The following is a 16,849-nucleotide window of genomic DNA, read 5'->3' on the forward strand; positions in this document are numbered from 1 at the left end:
GCAATGGCTCCACACCTACAATCACCACCGCGGACACACCGCACTCGCAGGCAAACCACCCGCCAGCCGCGTCCCCAACCTCACAGGGCAATACATCTAGCCCGCCCGGCCCCGCGCACACCATCCGCCGGGCTCGCCTCACAACCACGTGTTGTGGGGCGGGCCCGGCGGTTGTTTGTGTCCGGTCCCGCCGGTCGTTTGGATGACCGGTCCGGAGTCCGGACGGTGTCAGGGGCGGAGGAGTGTCATGGGGCGGCGGTCGCTGGGGCCCGCGTTCACCCGGCTGTGGGCGGCGTACGCCGTCAGTTCTTTCGGTACGCGGCTGGCGTTCGACGCGTTCCCGATGATCGCGGTGCTGGTGCTGCACGCCGGGCCCACCCGGGTCGCGGTGCTCGCGGCGGCCGGTACCGCGGTCGGCGCGGTGGCGGCGGTGCCGCTCGGGCCCTGGGTGGAGTTCCGGTACAAGCGGCCGGTGATGATCGGCACGGATCTGGTCCGGGCCGCGGCGCTGGGGACCGTGCCGGTCGCCTTCGTGCTCGGCCTGCTGACCTTCGGCCAGCTGCTGGTCGTGTCGGTGGTGGTCGCCGGGGCCGACATCGCGTTCGGCGCGGCGGCGGGCGCCCATCTGAAGGCACTGCTCCCGCCACGGGACCTGCTGGCCGCCAACGCCCGCTTCGAGTCGACCAACTGGACGGTCACCATGGTCGGGCCGCCGCTCGGCGGGGCCGCCGTCGGACTGCTCGGGCCGATGGTGACCGTGCTCGCCGACGCCGTGAGCCATCTCCTGTCCGCGCTGGGCATCCACGCCACCCCCGGCACGGAGGCCGCCCCGCGCCCCGCCCCGGCCGGCGGACCCGGCCGCGCGGACCTGCTGGACGGCTGGCGCCACCTCCTCGGCCACCCGGTCCTGCGCCCGCTGCTGCTGAACAACGCCCTGGTGAACGGTCTGATCATGGCCGGTGCGCCGCTGCTCGCCGTGCTCATGCTCGGCCCGCTCGGCTTCGCCCCCTGGGTCTACGCCCTCGCCTTCGCCGCGCCCTGTCTGGGCGGACTGCTGGGCTCCCGGCTGTCCCGGCCCCTGGTGGCCCGCCATGGCGCGCACCGGGTGCTGCGGGTCGCCGGGACCCTGCGCGTCTGCTGGTCAGTGCCGCTGGCCTTCGTGGGGCCCGGCACGGGCGGACTGCTGCTGGTCATGGCCGCCGAACTCGCGCTGATCACCTGCGCCGCCGTCTTCACGCCGGTCCTCGCCACCCGTCGGCTGGACCTCACCCCGCCCGGCCAGGTCGCCCGTACGCTCGCCGCCTGGACCGTCACCACCAGGACCGTCACCGCCGCGACCACGGCCCTGTGGGGGCTGCTCGCCGCCGCCGTGGGCATCCGCCCCGCGCTCGCGCTCGCGGGTCTGCTGCTCCTGGCGACCCCGCTGCTGCTGCCCCGCCACGACCCGGACCCGGAACCGGACCGGGAGCGGCCCGCCGTCACACCGGGCTGACGCCCTGCGCCCGCGCCGCCAGCCCGGACGTGCGCAGCACCAGCTCCACCGTCTCGGCCAGCGCACTGCTCGCCGGTACGACCGTCTCCAGCCCGCCCGGCAGCAGATCGGCCGGGTGGTACCACTCCCGTAGCTGCGCGGCGCCGACCGTGTCCGCGATCGGCTTGGTGGCGTGCCGGGCGAGGGTCTCCTCGAAGGGGACGTCGAGGTAGAACCAGTGGTCCCGCCCCGCGTAGTCGGCCCGCAGCCGGGCCAGCATGGCGCCGTAGTGGGCGACGGAGAGGATGCCTTCGAGGACCGTGTGGAAGCCGTGGTCCAGCGCGTGCCGCACGGTCAGTTCGATCAGGCCGATGTTCGCCCCACCGGGGACGTCCCGCTCGCGCAGCACCTCGCGCCGCAGCACGTCCTGGCCGACCAGGGCGATGCCCCGGCCGTACCGTGCGCGCAGCCCGGCGGCCACGGAACTCTTGCCGGAGGCGCTGTTGCCGCGCAGCACCAGCAACTGAGTGGGGGGAGTGGTCGGGTCCTTCGTCACCGGGTCATCATCGCCGACCGGTGGGGTCCACCGGTGACGGTCCGTACACCGCCGCCTCAGCCGTCGACGGTCGTCTCCCAGGTGTCCACCGCGTAGCGGACCGTCATGCCGTGGCGGCCGTAGAGCTGGGGCGCTCCCGTGTCGTTGGCCGTGTCGACGCCCAGGCCGATCTTCTCCCGGCCCCGGCTCGCGAACTCGGCGAACGCCCGGCGCAGCAGGAAGCCGCCGAGGCCGCGGCCCCGGGCCTCGCGGACCACACCGAGACCGCTGACCCAGGCCGAGCTGCTGAGGTCGTTGCGGCCCAGCAGGAATCCGGCGTCGCCCAGACCGTCGACCGAGACGATCCAGACCAGGGACCAGTCGATCAGCTCGGTGTCGAGGTCGGCCAGCCACTGCTCGTAGGTGCGTGCCTGGTGGTCGAAGTGGTCGACGAACGTCAGCTGGTCCAGGGCGTGGGCGCGGACCTGGTCCTCCTCGGTGAGACACGCCCGCACGCTCACTCCGGGCGGCGCCTCGGGCGCCAGGTCGCGCGCCGGGTCCAGGGGACGGGTCAGATGGTGGTAGCGCCGTACGGGATGCCAGCCGTGCTCGGTGAGCAGGGCCGTGTCGGTGGTGGGGCTGGTGTTGAGGGCCATGTGGATCACGGCCCGCGCGGCGCCGTTGGAGCGGGCCTTGGCCAGGGCGCGGGCCTCCATCGCCCGCAGCACCCGCTGGCCGGTCTCCTGGTGGTCGGGCAGCACATAGTGCTCGATGTCGATGCGCTCGGCGCCCGAGTCGTCCCAGAGCAGCCCATAGGCGACCAGCCGGTCCCCGTCGTAGGCGAGCCAGGAGTCGGTCTTCAGGTCCGCCTCCGGGTGCCGCAGGTCCGACTCGATGGTGTGCAGATCCGTGTCGGGGGTGCCGATCTCGATCCGGTCGATCTCATTGAGCAACTCGGTGATGGCCGGGGCGTCGGCGAGCGTGGCGGGACGTATGGAGAGGGAGGAGGTGGGCATGGCGCCAGGCTCCGGGACGAACGGGGCGGCACGCAACGGAATTTATCCCCGGTGGTCGGCCTCGCGGCCCGGTCGGTGGCGGCTGACCTCGCCGCGTGGTCCCTGGTGGTCGGTCTCGCTGCCTGGTCTCCGGCGGCCGACCGAGCTGCCCGGTCCGCGGCGGCCGACCGCGCTGCCTGGCTCCCGGTGGTCGGCCTTGCTGCCTGGCTCTTGGTGGTCGGTCTCGCTGCCTGGTCTCCGGCGGCCGACCGAGCTGCCCGGTCCGCGGCGGCCGACCGCGCTGTCTGGTCTCCGGCGGCCGACCGAGCTGCCCGGTCCGCGGCGGCCGACCGCGCTGTCTGGTCTCCGGCGGCCGACTGCGCTGCCTGGCTCCCGGTGGTCGGCCTTGCTGCCTGGCTCTTGGTGGTCGGTCTCGCTGCCTGGTCTCCGGCAGCCGGCCGAGCTGCCCGGTCCGCGGCGGCCGACTGCGCTGCCTGGCTCCCGGCGGTCGGCCTTGCTGCCTGGCTCCCGGTGGTCGGTCTCGCTGCCTGGCTCTTGGTGGTCGGTCCCGCCGCCCGGTCTCCGGCGGCCGGCCGAGCTGCCTGGCTCCCGCTGGTCGGCCTTGCCGCCCGGCTGCCGCTGGTCGGCCGCGCTGCCCGGCTCCTGGTGGTCGGCCTCGCCGCCCTGGTCTCCGGCGGCCGACCGCGCTGCCTGGCTCCCGGCAGCCGACCGAGCTGCCCGGCTTCCGGTGGCCGACCGCGCCGCCCGGCTTCCGGTGGTCGGACTCGCGGCCCAGCCCCCCACAGCCGCCCGCGCCGCCCAGCCCCCACAGCCGCCCGCGCCGCCCGGTCCCCGGCGACCGATCGCGCCGCCCGCCCCCTCCCGCCTCCTCGTCGCGCTCAGCTCTCCGCCACCAGTGCCGGTGTCGACTTCGTCAGGATCTCGCCGCGGAAGAACGCCGGGCTCTTCCAGCGCATCACGAACATGATCACCAGGCCGAGGGCCAGCAGACCCACGCCGATCACGAAGACCGAGCCCACACCGAACACTGACGAGCCGCTGCCGTACGCCGGGTCCCACATGTCCGCGAGGGTCTTGCCGAAGACCGCCGCCAGCAGCAGTCCGCCGACCACCGGGAACAGTCCCTTGAAGAGGAGGTCGCGGCCCGACCTGCGCAGCTCGGCGCGGAAGTACCAGGCGCAGGCGAAGGCGGTGAGCGCGTAGTAGAAGCAGATCATCAGGCCGAGCGCGTAGATCGTGTCCACCAGGACGTGCTCGCTGACCAGCGTCATCAGGGTGTAGAACACACCGGTCGCCACGCCCGCCGTGACGGTCGCCCGGCCCGGTGTGCGGAACCGCTCGTGCACCCGCGCGTAGGACGCGGGCAGCGCCTCGTACGTCGACATGGCGAGGACCGTGCGGGCCACCGGGATGAACGTGGTCTGGAGGCTGGCCGCCGCCGACGCGAGGACCGCGACGAACAGCAGGACGCCGAGGCCGGGACCCATGATGGGACCGGCCAGCGCGGCGAAGACGTTGTCCGAGGTCTCCGGGTTGGCGAGGCCGAGGCCCTGGTCGCCGGAGCCGACCACCATCTGCGCGGCCACCCCGGTGGCCAGGTAGGAGCCGACCAGGACCACCATGGCGACCAGCGCCGCGCGGCCCGGCGTACGGTCGCTGCCGGTGGTCTCCTCGTTGGCGGTGAGACAGGCGTCCCAGCCCCAGTACATGAAGATCGACAGCGACAGGCCCGCCGTGAAGGCGGCGAAGGACTGGACGGCGAACGGATTGAGCCAGGACCAGGAGAAGTCCATGGAGGTGGTGAAGTCCGCGCTGCCCGCCTTGCCGAAGGCCATGGCGACGAAGACCGCGAGCACCACCAGCTGGAGCGCCACCAGCGCGTACTGCACGCCCTTGGTGGCCGTCATGCCCCGGTAGCTGATCACCGTGGCGATGGCGATCAGCGCCAGACAGGTGCCGATGTGGACCGCCTTGTTGTCGTCCAGCGCGGCCACCGCGGAACTGCCGGTGATCTCCCCGGCCAGCAGCCAGAAGTACGAGGTCGCCACGCCCGCCAGGTTCGACAGCACGATGATCGTGGCGATCACCAGACCCCAGCCGCACATCCAGCCGACCTTCGGGCCGAACGCCTTGACCGTCCAGGTGAAGGAGGTGCCGCAGTCCGGCATCGCCCGGTTCAGCTCACGGTAGGCGAAGGCGACCAGCAGCATCGGCAGGAAGCCCGCGAGGAACACCGCCGGCATCTGCACGCCGACCTCCCCGGCCGTGGAGCCGAGCGTGGAGGTGAGGCAGTAGACGGGGGCGACCGTGGAGACACCGATGACCGCGCTGCCCAGCAGGCCGACGGAGTTCCCGCTCAGGCCCTTGGTGCGTATGCCGTCGGCGGGGGCCCCGTCGCCGTGGTCGGTGGCCTGGGGCCGTACGTCCAGCTCAGTCATGAACGAGACGTTAAATCCTGCGGTTTCCGTGGTTCCGGTTGTGTGGACCGGACAGGGGGAAGGGGGCGGGTCTGGCAATCCAGTGTGTCTGGTGTTGTATGCCTCTGATTGGAAGGTCACGTGGGGGTTGTGGGCGCTGCTTCTCATGGCTGATGACGGGTGTCCGATATGCGGTTATCGCAGGTGTGTCCGGATTTCGGTGTCCAGGATTTTCCCGTGTGGGCCGCGTCACATTCGACGGCCGGTGGCGGGACGGGGGTCCCCGGGTCACCGCGCACGCCCGCGCGCATCTACAGTGTCCGTCCTCAGTGGATCAAGACGGGGAGCGTGAACAGTGCGGGTGGGACCGGGGAACAGAGCGGCGGCCGTGGCGGTGGCGGTGGCGGTGATCGGGCTGACCGGGTGCGGGAGCGGCGGGGGCGGCCGGGCCTCCACCCCGGAACCGGCCTCGACCCTGGCGTCGGCGTCGGCGTCGGCGTCGGCGGCGCAGATACGCCCCGGCGGCACCCTCGGCGGCGCCGGGTCCCCGTGTGAGCTGCCGGTGACCTTCGACATCGCCGAGGAGTGGACGGCCGAGTCCGTCGACACCCCGCTGGAGATCGGGTCCGTCACCCTGGCCTGCGAGATCGACGCCAAGCCCGCCGGACACATCGGCTACCTCCGGGTGTGGACCGGAACGCCGGGCGACGACGACCCCGAGGCGGTGCTGCGCGCCCACCTCGCCGTGGACACCGGAGCCGTGAAGAGCGGGGAGCGCTACCGCTCGCTCACCATCGGCGGAGCCCCCGCCGCCGAGGTCTCCTATGTCTCCAGCGACGACATCCTCGGGGAGCGGCCGGAGCTGGCGTTCGCCCTGACGACTCCGGACGGCCCCGTCGTCGTCACCCTCGACGCACCCGACGCGGACGAGCACGAAGCCGTGCGGCCGGGGTACGAACTGGCCAGGCGCACTCTGCGCCCCGCTGGCTGAAAACCGTAACGTACTGCGCCGTACGGGTTGTTGTTCACCTCCACGGAGGCGTGAAAACAACTGGCCCTGTGGTGCCCGTCGTCTGGGGCGCTCAAGCTCCCCGCATGACTGCCTTCCGACGACCGATCAGACCCCAGGTGATCCGAGGAGCCGCAGCTACGGCGGCGGCTCTGACGCTGTTCCTCGCCCCGGCCGTCCACGCCTCGGCGGCACCGTCCCGCACCCCCTCGGTGCAGGCGACGCTGCCGCTCGGGGACGCCGGACTCACGGAGACCCGCAGCACCCAGACGCTCGCTCGCGGAGTCACCCTCACCACGATCGTCCGCGGCACCGAGCCCGCGCCGCCGGACCAGATCAACACCACCACCAAGGGCCCCTGGGTGGTCAACGTCCTGACCATCGACCCCGGCGCGGCCGGCGGCCACCTCACCGCCGTCCACGGCCCCGACCTCGCTCGCACCGAGCGCACCACCGATCTCGTCCGGCAGTCCGGCGCGCTGGCCGGCGTCAACGGCTCCTTCTTCACCTTCACCGCCAGCCAGCAGTACCCCGGCGACCCCGTCGGCCTCGGTCTGTACGGCGGGAAGCTGCTCAGCGAGCCCACCGCCGACCCCGCCGAGACCTCCTTCGTGGTCGACGCCCGCACCGGCAAGGCGCTCGTCGGCAGGTTCAGCTGGACCGGCGGCGTCCGCAACCGGCAGTCCGGCGCCACCGTCCCGCTGGAGTACCTCAACCATCCGCCCGTCGTCCCCGCCGGATGCGCCCAGCTCCCCGACCCGACGACCTGCACCGCGACCGGTGACGTCGTCCGCTTCACCCCGGAGTTCGCCGCCACCACCCCGTCCGGCGCCGGTGTCGAGATGGTCCTCGACCAGCGCGGCTGTGTGGTGCGCACCGCGCGGACCCGGGGCACCGCCCTGACCGCCGGACAGACCTCCCTCCAGGCCACCGGCAGGGAGACGGCCACGCTCCTCAAGGCCGCGGGCACCGGATGCGTGAACATCACCTCGACCCTGCGCGACGAGAAGGGCGCCACGGTGCCGGTGCACTCCGGACTGTCCGGTGTGAACGGCCGCTACCGGCTCACCGCGGGCGGCGAGATCGTCGTACCGCCCGGCACGGGCAGCTTCTTCGACCGCAACCCGCGCACCATCGCGGGGACCACCGTGGACGGGAAGATCGTCCTGGGTACCGTCGACGGCCGCATGACCACCAGCGTCGGTACGACGATGAACGAGACCGCCGCCGTCGCCGACGCGCTCGGGATGCGGGACGCCGTGAACCTCGACGGAGGCGGCTCCACCACGCTGTCCGTCCGGGGCGAACTGGTGAACCGGCCCAGCGGCACCACGGAACGGCCCGTCGGGGACGCGCTGGTCTTCCTGGAGACGCCCTACCGGCGCTGAGCCCCCTAGTAGTCCTGGAGACGCACGCCCTACCGGCGCTGAGCCCCCCCCCGGTAATCCACGCGCCGCACGCCACCGCCCCGGCTACCGTGACCCGGGTGACCGAACTCCATGGCACCCGGGTCGTCCCGCGCACCAGCGAGCCCGGCGACATCCCCGCCCTCGCCGCCCTGCGCGCCACCTCTGAGGTCGCCGTGTACTGGCGCGGGGGCCCCGACCTGACGGCCGACGTCGCCGAGGACCTGGCCGACCCCGACAGCCGCTGAGTCAGTCCGCGCGGCGGCAGTGCAGGAACAGCTGCGGCTCCGGGCCCGCCCCGGGCAGCGCGGGGGTGAACAGCACCTCGTCGCGGTCCAGCACGGTCAGCCCCGCCTCCGCCGCCAGGGCCAGCACGCGGTCGGCGGAGAAACTCGTCGCCCGCACGGTCTGGCCCATGAACACCACCTCGACGTCCTCGACCTCCAGCGGCACCGTGGCCAGCATCAGATGGCCGCCCGGCTTCAGCGCCCCGGCCAGCCGCCCCAGCAGCTCCGACTGTTCGGACCTGGCCATCTGGAGCAGCGAGAAGTACACACAGACCGCGTCGAACCGGGCCCGCGGCAGCGGCAGCGCCCTGATGTCGGCGCACTCGAAGGACGCCCCCGGCACCTGACGGGCGGCGATCCCCACCATCACCGGCGAGATGTCGATGCCCCGTACGTCATGTCCGGCCGCGGCGAGCGTCTCGGCGGTCGGTCGGCCCGTGCCGCTCCCCACGTCCAGCACACTGCTGCCCGGCGCCAGCCGTGCCAGCAGGCGGTCCAGGGAGCGGCGGTGCGGCTCCGAGGCGGCGAACGCGTCCTGGTACGCGGCGCCGATCGCGTCGAACGTCACAGCGGCGGGGGGCCTGGCGGAGGCAGCGGTCACGATGCGGTTCCCTTCGTGGGGCGGGGCGGCGTACGCGATCGTCCCAGCCCGGACCGGCGGAGCCCAAGACCGCGGTTGCGCGTCGGCGCTGCGGCGGGCAGGGTTCCCGCGTGGCCACCTTGCTGATCGTGCATCACACCCCCTCGCCCCACTGCCAGGCACTGTTCGAAGCCGTGGTGTCCGGTGCCACCGACCCGGACATCGAGGGCGTCGACGTGGTACGGCGGGCCGCGCTGGCGGCGACCGCCTCGGACGTCCTCGCCGCCGACGGCCTGCTGCTCGGCACCCCGGCCAACCTGGGGTACATCAGCGGCGCCCTCAAGCATTTCTTCGACCAGATCTACTACCCGTGCCTGGACAGCACCCGGGGACGGCCCTTCGGTACCTGGGTGCACGGCGGCAGCGATGTCACCGGCGCGGCCCGCGCCCTCGACACCATCACCACCGGCCTCGGCTGGCGGCGGGCCGCCGAACCGGTCACCGTCACCGGGGCACCCGGCAAGACCGACCTGGAAGCCTGTTGGGAGCTGGGCGCGACCCTCGCCGCCGGTCTGATGGGCTGAGCGGGTCTGATGGGCTGAGCCGGTCTGATGGGCTGAGCCGGTCTGATGGGCTGAGCCCGTCTGATGCGCTGAGCCGGTCTGCTGCGCCGAGCCGGTCTGATGGGCTGAGCCCGTCTGATGCGCTGAGCCGGTCTGCTGCGCCGAGCGGCGCGGCGGCCGTCAGCCGCGCCAGCGGTACCGCCGCTCCGGACGCCCCGCCACCCCGTACCGCAGCGCCACCTCCGCCGTCCCGGTGGTGTGGAAGTACTCCAGATAGCGGCGGGCGCTGACCCGGGACACCCCGGTGAGGGTGGCGCACTCGGTCGCCGACAAGGTGCCCTCCGACTCCCGCAGGGTCCGCCCGATCAGATCGGCCGTCTCCACACTCATCCCCTTGGGCAGCCCGCCCGCCGCCGGACCCGAGCCGCCCGACAGCACCCGGTCCACATCGGCCTGGCTGCGCACCACCGTCGTCAGCAGCCGCCCGCGTTGCGCCGCGTACCGCTCCAGCCGGGACCGGAGGTCCTCGAACTCGAACGGCTTGAGGAGATAGTCGACCACCCCGTGCCGTACCGCGCCGCGCACGGTGTCGGCCTCCCGGGCGGCGCTGATCACCATCACGTCGCAGTCGTGTCCGGCGGCCCGCAGCCGGGGGATCACATCGAGCCCGAACCCGTCCGGCAGATACAGATCGAGCAGCACCAGATCGGGGCGGTGCTCGTCGGCCGCCGCCACCGCCTCCGCACCCGTGCTGGCGACCCCGACGACCCGGAACGGCCGTACCCGCTCCACGAAGGCGCGGTGCACCCGGGCCACCATGAAGTCGTCGTCCACGACGAGGACGTCCAGTGTCTTCGCCGGGTCCGCGTCCCGGGCCGGGCCGTTCGCCGCAGTCATCTCCGCGCTCCTTCCGTCGCCTCGCCGGTGAGACGACCGACTGTCATGCGCGCGGTGAACTGAGCCCCTTCGGGCGTGTTGGTCACGGCGATCTCCCCGCCGTGCCGTTCACAGACCAGCCGGGTCAGGGCCAGTCCGATGCCGCGCTCGCCCTCCCGGGCGACCTTGGTGGTGAAACCGTGCTCGAACACCTCACGGGCCAGCTCCGTCGGCACCCCGGGACCCGAGTCCCGTACGACGATCTCCACGCCGGAGGCGTCCTGGCGGATGTCGACCTCGACCCAGGCGTCCCGGTCACCGGCGGACCCGGCGGGGGCCGCCGCGTCGACCGCGTTGTCGACCAGGTTGCCCACCACGGTCGCCACATCGGCGGCGTCCTCGGGGGAGAGGCGGCCCAGCGCGGTGGCGTCCGAGATGCGCAGCGCCACCCGGCGCTCGGCGGCCAGCGACGACTTCGCGGTGAGCAGCGCCGCCACCGCCGTGTCCCGCACCCGGCGGCTCAGCGTGACGTCCAGGGACTGGCGGCGCAGGCTGAGCGCCCGGATGTAGCGCACCACCTCGTCCTGCTCGCCGAGCTGGATCAGCCCGGAGATGGTGTGCAACTGGTTGGCGAACTCATGGGCCTGCGCCCGCAGCAGCTCCGAGGAGCTGCGGAAGGAGCCGATCTCCCGCTCCAGCCGGGCCAGTTCGGTGCGGTCGCGCAAGGTGGTGACCGAGCCGAGGTGACGGCCGTCCTTGGTGACCGTCATCCGGTTCATCACGAGGACCCGGCCGCCGCGCAGGACGACCTCGTCCCGGCGGACCGGCGCCGCGCCCTCGCGCCGGTCCGGTGTCCCGCCGGTGAGCACATCGCGCAGTCTGCCGTCGATGCCGAGCGCGTCCAGGCCCCGCCCCTCGCAGTCCCCGGGCAGCTCGAGGAGGCGTCGGCCCACCTCGTTGACCAGGGTCAGCCGGTGCTGCGGATCGAGCGCGACCACGCCCTCGGCGATCCCGTACAGCATCGCCTCCCGGTGCTCCGCCAGACCGGCGATCTCCCGGGGCTCAAGCCCCAGCGTCTGCCGCTTGACCCGCCGGGCCAGCAGCCAGGAACCGGCCAGCCCGAGCCCGCTGGCGATCCCGAGATAGGCGATCAGATACGACGAGGCGTTGCTCAGCCGCTCCCAGACCGTGGGGGACTCCTCCCCGATCATCACCGTGCCCAGCAGCCGGCCGACACTGCCCTCCTGCTCGCCCAGCACGGGGACGCGCGCCACCCGCTCCCGGCTGTCACCGAGCGTCAGCTCGCCCGACCAGCCCCGGTCCGGCTCGACCCCCGGCGCGGACGGCAGCGGCTCCCCGATCATCGTGGGGTCGGTCGAGCTGACGATCAGACCGCCGCCGTCCGCGATGGTCACCGAGGTCACCCCGGACTGGGTCTGGGTGGAGTTCACCAGCGGTGCCAGCGCCTCGCGCGGCAGCAGCGGCTGCTCCAGCTGGCCGCGGACCAGCGGGGTCGCGGCGAGCTGCTCCGCCAGCGCGGTGACCCGGCGCCCCTCCACCCGGTCGAACGTGGCCTCCGACTGCGCCAGCGACACCGCCGCCACCGCCAGCAGCACCATCACCACGATGGCGAGCTGCAACACCAGCATCTCGCCCGCGAGGGTGTGACGGCGGAAGGTGGCGGCCATGGCGGGGTCAACCTCGGGGACGGGTGCGCGGGGACGGGGGCGGTGGCACGGCGGGCGGGGCACGGCGAGCGGGGGTAACAGGTCGCCTCATGATGGCCGTCAACCGCGCCCAGGGAAAGGCACCAGTCGGTAACGGACGGTGAGGGGGACCCGCGCCGCCCCTGTTCACCCGGCCTGGCGCCCGTGGCCACAAAGACCAAAACCTCCGTTGGTTCCGGAAGCGAGACACGGTCTTTACGCCGGTGCAACATGTGGCCCACATCACCCTCCCCCACAGGGCTTCTCCGATAGGCACTACACGCAACCGACAGGTGGTGGCATTCGTGCGCCTGCGCACTCCCCTCGCCCTGCTCGGGGCCGCCGTGCTGGTCCTCCTCGGGCCGCCGCTGCTGACCACCGGCAGCGGCGCCGAGACCGGCACCCAGATCCCGGGCCTGCGCTTCATGGTCCCCAACACGCCCGGAGGCGGCTACGACATCACCGCCCGCACGGCCGCGAAGAACGCCGAGGACGCCGGACTCACCTCCGGTATCGAGGTGTTCAACCTGCCCGGCGCGGGCGGCACCGTCGGACTGACCCGGCTGGTCAGCGAGCACGGCAACGGCAAGCTGGCGATGTCGATGGGGCTCGGCGTGGTCGGCGCGGTCCGCTCCAACGACGCGCCCAAGACGCTCGCCGACACCACCCCGATCGCCCGCCTCACCGAGGAGCAGGACGTGGTCGTGGTCGCCAAGGACTCCCCCTACCGGTCCATCGACGACCTGATCACGGCCTGGAAGGCCGACCCCGGCAAACTGCCGGTCGGCGGCGGCTCCTCGCCCGGCGGCCCGGACCATCTCGCCCCCATGCTGATGGCCCAGGCCGCCGGGATCGCCCCGAAGGACGTCAACTACATCCCCTTCGACGGCGGCGGCGAACTCCTCGCCTCCATCCTCGGCAACAAGGTCGCCTTCGGTGTCTCCGGCGTCGGCGAGTACCTCGACCAGATCAAGGCGGGCGAGCTGCGGCTGCTCGCCGTCACCGGCCCCGAGCGGGTCGACGGCCTCGACGCCCCCACCCTGATCGAGTCCGGCTACGACGTGAACTTCACCAACTGGCGCGGCATCGTCGCCCCGCCCGGTCTCTCCGACGCCGAACGCGACAAGCTCGTCCGGCTGGTGGAGGAACTCCACGACTCACCGCAGTGGCAGAAGTCGATGCAGCAGAACGGCTGGAACGACGCCTTCCTGACCGGTGACGAATTCGGCGCGTTCCTGGACGCCCAGGACAAGCGCGTGGTCTCGGTGCTGAAGGAGCTGGGACTGTGACGACACAGACCACCGACACCTCCCCGGCGCCCGCCGGGGACCGCCGCTCCTGGTGGCGCGACAACTCCGAACTCGGCGTCTGCGCCCTGCTGCTGGTCCTCGGCGTGCTGGTGCTGACCGACGCCCTCACCATGGACGTCGACATCGCCCAGCGCGGCCCCGTCGGCCCCAAGACCGTCCCCATCGCGGTCGGCGTCGGACTCCTCGTCATCGCCGCGCTGCTCGCCGTGGACGTCCTGCGCGGCGGCCGGGGCCAGGCCGAGACCGGCGAGGACGTCGACCTGTCCGAACCGGCCGACTGGCGGACCGTGCTGCTGCTCGGCGGGGTCTTCCTGGCCACCGCCGTACTCATCGAACCGGTCGGCTTCCCCATCGCCGGGGCGCTGCTGTTCTGGGGCGCGGCCTTCGCCCTCGGCAGCCGCCGCCTGGACCGGGACCCGCTGATCGCGGCGGCCCTGTCCCTCGTCACCTATGTGCTCTTCAACGACCTGCTCGGAGTACCGCTCCCCGGCGGCCCGCTGATGGGAGTGCTGTGAGATGAACGCCCTGAACTCCCTGCTGGACGGCTTCGGGACCGCCCTGACGCCGATGAACCTCATGTGGGCCGCCCTCGGTGTGCTGCTCGGCACCGCCATCGGCGTGTTGCCCGGCATCGGCCCCGCCATGGCCGTCGCCCTGCTCCTCCCGGTGACCTACGGCCTCGATCCCATCGGCGCGTTCATCATGTTCGCCGGGATCTACTACGGCGCCATGTTCGGCGGCTCCACCACCTCCATCCTCCTCAACACCCCCGGGGAGAGCGCGGCCGTGGTCGCCGCGATGGAGGGCAACCCGATGGCCAAGTCCGGGCGCGGCGCACAGGCCCTGGCCGCCGCCGCCATCGGCCACTTCACCGGCGGCATGGTCGGCACGATCCTGCTGGTCGCGCTCGCCCCGGCGGTCGCCGAACTCGCCGTCGACATCGGCGCGCCCGACTACTTCGCCATCATGGTCCTCGCGTTCATCGCGGTGACCTCGGTCCTCGGCTCCTCCCGCATCCGCGGTCTCGCCTCCCTGCTGATCGGTCTCACCATCGGCCTCGTCGGGCTCGACCAGATGACCGGACAGCAGCGCCTCACCTTCGGCTCGCTCCAGCTCGCCGACGGCGTCGACGTCGTCATCGTCGCCGTCGGACTGTTCGCCATCGGCGAGGCGCTGTGGGTCGCCGCGCATCTGCGGCGCAGACCGCCCGAGCCGATCCCGGTCGGCCGTCCCTGGCTCGGCAAGAAGGACGTCCGCCGCACCTGGAAGTCCTGGGCCCGCGGCCCGTTCATCGGCTTCCCGTTCGGCGCGATCCCCGCGGGCGGCGCCGAGATCCCCACCTTCCTGTCCTACGTCACCGAGAAGCGGCTGTCCAAGCACAAGGACGAGTGGGGCAAGGGCGCCATCGAGGGCGTCGCCGGACCCGAGTCCGCCGCGTCCGCCTCGGCGGCCGGCACCCTGGTCTCGATGCTCACCCTCGGCCTGCCCACCACGGCCGTCGCCGCCGTCATGCTGGCCGCCTTCCAGCAGTACGGCATCCAGCCCGGACCGCTGCTCTTCGAGCGCGAACCCGACCTGGTGTGGGGCCTGATCGCCTCCCTCTTCGTCGGCATGGTGCTGCTGCTCGCCCTCAACCTGCCGCTCGCGCCGGTCTGGGCGAAACTGCTGCGCATCCCGCGGCCGTACCTCTACGCGGGCATCCTGTTCTTCGCCGCGGTCGGCGCGTACGCGGTCGGCGGCGAGGTGATCGACCTGGTGATCCTGCTGGTCATCGGCCTGATCGGATTCGGTATGCGGCGCTACGGGCTGCCCGTGCTGCCGGCCGTCATCGGGGTCATCCTCGGCCCCAACGCCGAGCAACAGCTGCGCCGCGCCCTCCAGATCAGCGACGGCAGCGTGAGCGGGCTGGTGAACACCTGGTTCTCGGTGACCGTGTACGTGGTGATCGCGGTACTGCTGGCCTGGCCGCTGCTGAAGCGGCTCTTCCGGCGGGTGCGGCCGGTGGCCACCTCCTGATCCCCCCACAGGTACGCCGGCCGCCCTCCCGGAGACGGGGGAGCGGCCGGCGTTCGTGTGGGGTGGGGAGGGGACCGGTGTCCTGGTGCGGTGTCCAGGGCGAGGCGGGTGCCCCTTGTGACAGCACTGTGACCGGAACTGTGGCCTCCATCACGGTTGCCGGACGGGCGGGTTGATCGACTCGGCGGATGCGGCGCATCCCTCTTCTCCCCGCCCTCGCGGCCGGTGCCCTGGCGCTCACGGCCTGCGGAACCGGGCAGCCCGGCGCGCTCGGCCCCAGCCCCACCCCCACCGGCTGCGCCGCCGCCGCTTCGGCCGCGGCCTCGCCCGCCCCGGAGAAGGACGGCGTGCGCGTCCTCGGCTTCGCGGCGGGACCCCCCGACTGTGTCGCGTACGAGGTCACCAACCCCGGCTCCCAAGCCCTCACCTACACGATCGGCTTCACCTTCGCCGACGCCTCGGGCGGCGCCCTGCACCACGCCGAGGACACCGTGGAGGCGGTCGTGCCGGGCCGTACGGTCCGCCGCACCTTCAGCGCGGGGGGTCTGTCCGGCGGCTCCGTCCGGGCCCTCGTCTCCACCGTCCGCTCGGTCCCCGCCGACGAGGCCCCGGTCGCCGGCGGCCCCAGCTGCCCGCCCTCGGGGGTACGGGTGTACGCCGACGAGGGCGACGCGGCGATGGGCCTGCGGGTGGTGGGGCTGCACCTGGAGAACTGCGGCACCGACGCCTACGGCCTGGACGGACACCCGCGCCTCGAACTCCTCGACGCCGCCCATGACCCGGTCGACGGCGTCACGGTCCAGGAGGGCGGCAGCGGGATCGCCACCGGCACCGGCGCCGACACCCCGCCCGCCCCGCTCACCCTGCGGCGCGGCGAACGGGCGAGCGCCACCCTGGTCTGGCGCAACACCACGGAGCTGGGCGAGGACGCGGTGCACGCCCCCTACGTCCGCGTATGGGCCCGGCCCGGCGCCGATCCGGTGACGGTGACCCCGGAACTCGACCTCGGGACGACCGGACGGCTGGGTGTCGGGGCGTGGGCGAAGGAATAGGGGCGGGGGTGTGCGGCGGCCGGGCTACGTTGGCGCCATGCACACGACCCGGATCACCCGCCATGTGAACGCCGCCCCGCACCTCGTCTACCAGGCACTCATCGACCCGGAGGCGGTCGCCCGCTGGCGAGTGCCCGACGGGATGCGCACCGAGGTGCACACCTTCGAGGCGCGCGAGGGCGGCCGATTCCGGATCTCCCTGACGTACGACGCACCGGACGCGGCCGGGAAGTCCGGCGGCAACACCGACACCTACCACGGCCGCTTCACCCGGCTGCTGCCGGACGAACAGGTCGTGGAGGTGCTGGAGTTCGAGAGCGACGACCCGGCGATGCGGGGGGTCATGACGATGACGACCACGCTGGTCCCCGCCGGGGACGGCACGGATGTGGTGATGCTCCACGAGGGACTGCCCGACGCCGTGCCCGCCGCCGACAACGAGACCGGTACGCGGATGGCGCTGGACCGGCTCGCACGGCTGGTGGAGGGAAGGTAGCGCGGGCCGTCGGCGGTCTCTCCCCGTCGGGGAACGCGCAGGTCAGGGGCGTTGTCAGTGGTCCCGGCTATGTTCGTTGACGTCCCCGCCGATCGGCTGGGGAAATCCC

At 72.9% G+C, this 16,849-nt stretch carries 16 protein-coding genes; 10 read left to right on the forward strand and 6 right to left on the reverse strand.

The window, feature by feature from the left end:
• Positions 1-247 precede the first annotated feature (247 nt).
• Positions 248-1,492 carry an MFS transporter gene (locus tag AB0D49_RS39440; RefSeq protein ID WP_362768273.1) on the forward strand — a complete coding sequence of 415 codons (1,245 nt, stop codon included), beginning with the start codon at positions 248-250 and terminating at the stop codon, positions 1,490-1,492.
• Here AB0D49_RS39440 and AB0D49_RS39445 read toward each other — a convergent pair.
• The 3 genes from AB0D49_RS39445 to AB0D49_RS39455 all read right to left on the reverse strand — a co-directional run bounded on the left by AB0D49_RS39445 (position 1,479) and on the right by AB0D49_RS39455 (position 5,460).
• A complete protein-coding gene (locus AB0D49_RS39445; RefSeq protein WP_362768276.1) occupies positions 1,479-2,027 on the reverse strand; it encodes a kinase in 549 nt (182 codons plus the stop codon). The two genes, AB0D49_RS39440 and AB0D49_RS39445, sit on opposite strands and share 14 nt — an antisense overlap.
• Positions 2,028-2,083: 56 nt before the next feature.
• Entirely contained in the window at positions 2,084-3,022 is a 939-nt protein-coding gene (locus tag AB0D49_RS39450) for a GNAT family N-acetyltransferase (RefSeq protein WP_362768278.1), read from the reverse strand.
• 878 nt (positions 3,023-3,900) lie between these two features.
• Complete coding sequence (locus AB0D49_RS39455) at positions 3,901-5,460, reverse strand: APC family permease (protein WP_362768281.1); 1,560 nt, start codon at positions 5,458-5,460, stop codon at positions 3,901-3,903.
• A 334-nt stretch (positions 5,461-5,794) separates the two neighbouring features.
• On the opposite strand from AB0D49_RS39455, the gene AB0D49_RS39460 reads away from it, so the two are divergent.
• From AB0D49_RS39460 to AB0D49_RS39470, 3 genes are all read left to right on the forward strand, one after another.
• A complete protein-coding gene (locus AB0D49_RS39460) occupies positions 5,795-6,430 on the forward strand; it encodes a lipoprotein (protein WP_362768284.1) in 636 nt (211 codons plus the stop codon).
• A 104-nt stretch (positions 6,431-6,534) separates the two neighbouring features.
• On the forward strand, positions 6,535-7,836 hold the full coding sequence (locus AB0D49_RS39465; protein ID WP_362768287.1) for a phosphodiester glycosidase family protein: 1,302 nt from the start codon (positions 6,535-6,537) through the stop codon (positions 7,834-7,836).
• A 98-nt stretch (positions 7,837-7,934) separates the two neighbouring features.
• A complete protein-coding gene (locus AB0D49_RS39470; RefSeq protein ID WP_362768290.1) occupies positions 7,935-8,102 on the forward strand; it encodes a hypothetical protein in 168 nt (55 codons plus the stop codon).
• A 1-nt stretch (position 8,103) separates the two neighbouring features.
• On the opposite strand, the gene AB0D49_RS39475 is transcribed toward AB0D49_RS39470, so the two are convergent.
• Positions 8,104-8,742: a methyltransferase domain-containing protein gene (locus AB0D49_RS39475; protein WP_362768293.1), complete on the reverse strand. Its 639-nt coding sequence runs from the start codon at positions 8,740-8,742 to the stop codon at positions 8,104-8,106.
• A 110-nt stretch (positions 8,743-8,852) separates the two neighbouring features.
• Between AB0D49_RS39475 and AB0D49_RS39480 the strand changes: the two genes are divergently transcribed.
• Complete coding sequence (locus AB0D49_RS39480) at positions 8,853-9,305, forward strand: NAD(P)H-dependent oxidoreductase (RefSeq protein WP_362768296.1); 453 nt, start codon at positions 8,853-8,855, stop codon at positions 9,303-9,305.
• 159 nt (positions 9,306-9,464) lie between these two features.
• Here AB0D49_RS39480 and AB0D49_RS39485 read toward each other — a convergent pair whose 3' ends face one another.
• Together AB0D49_RS39485 and AB0D49_RS39490 are read right to left on the reverse strand one after the other, a co-directional pair.
• Complete coding sequence (locus AB0D49_RS39485) at positions 9,465-10,181, reverse strand: response regulator (protein WP_362768299.1); 717 nt, start codon at positions 10,179-10,181, stop codon at positions 9,465-9,467.
• On the reverse strand, positions 10,178-11,848 hold the full coding sequence (locus AB0D49_RS39490) for a sensor histidine kinase (RefSeq protein ID WP_362768302.1): 1,671 nt from the start codon (positions 11,846-11,848) through the stop codon (positions 10,178-10,180). The genes AB0D49_RS39485 and AB0D49_RS39490 overlap by 4 nt, the downstream gene beginning before the upstream one ends.
• 323 nt (positions 11,849-12,171) lie before the next feature.
• Between AB0D49_RS39490 and AB0D49_RS39495 the strand changes: the two genes are divergently transcribed.
• The 5 genes from AB0D49_RS39495 (at position 12,172) to AB0D49_RS39515 (ending at position 16,740) form a co-directional block, all read left to right on the forward strand.
• Positions 12,172-13,155, forward strand: a complete 984-nt coding sequence (locus AB0D49_RS39495) for a tripartite tricarboxylate transporter substrate binding protein (RefSeq protein ID WP_362768387.1) — start codon at positions 12,172-12,174, stop codon at positions 13,153-13,155.
• Positions 13,152-13,691, forward strand: a complete 540-nt coding sequence (locus tag AB0D49_RS39500) for a tripartite tricarboxylate transporter TctB family protein (protein ID WP_362768305.1) — start codon at positions 13,152-13,154, stop codon at positions 13,689-13,691. Before AB0D49_RS39495 ends, AB0D49_RS39500 begins: the two co-directional genes overlap by 4 nt.
• A gap of 1 nt (position 13,692) precedes the next feature.
• Entirely contained in the window at positions 13,693-15,192 is a 1,500-nt protein-coding gene (locus AB0D49_RS39505) for a tripartite tricarboxylate transporter permease (RefSeq protein ID WP_362768308.1), read from the forward strand.
• A gap of 188 nt (positions 15,193-15,380) precedes the next feature.
• Positions 15,381-16,244 (forward strand): DUF4232 domain-containing protein, encoded by an 864-nt coding sequence (locus AB0D49_RS39510; protein ID WP_362768311.1) that lies wholly within the window; start codon positions 15,381-15,383, stop codon positions 16,242-16,244.
• A 37-nt stretch (positions 16,245-16,281) separates the two neighbouring features.
• On the forward strand, positions 16,282-16,740 hold the full coding sequence (locus AB0D49_RS39515; RefSeq protein ID WP_362768314.1) for an SRPBCC family protein: 459 nt from the start codon (positions 16,282-16,284) through the stop codon (positions 16,738-16,740).
• The last annotated feature ends 109 nt before the right edge of the window (positions 16,741-16,849 follow it).

Origin of the sequence: Streptomyces sp. NPDC048290, assembly GCF_040652095.1 — a bacterium.
Taxonomy (GTDB): Bacteria; Actinomycetota; Actinomycetes; order Streptomycetales; family Streptomycetaceae; genus Streptomyces.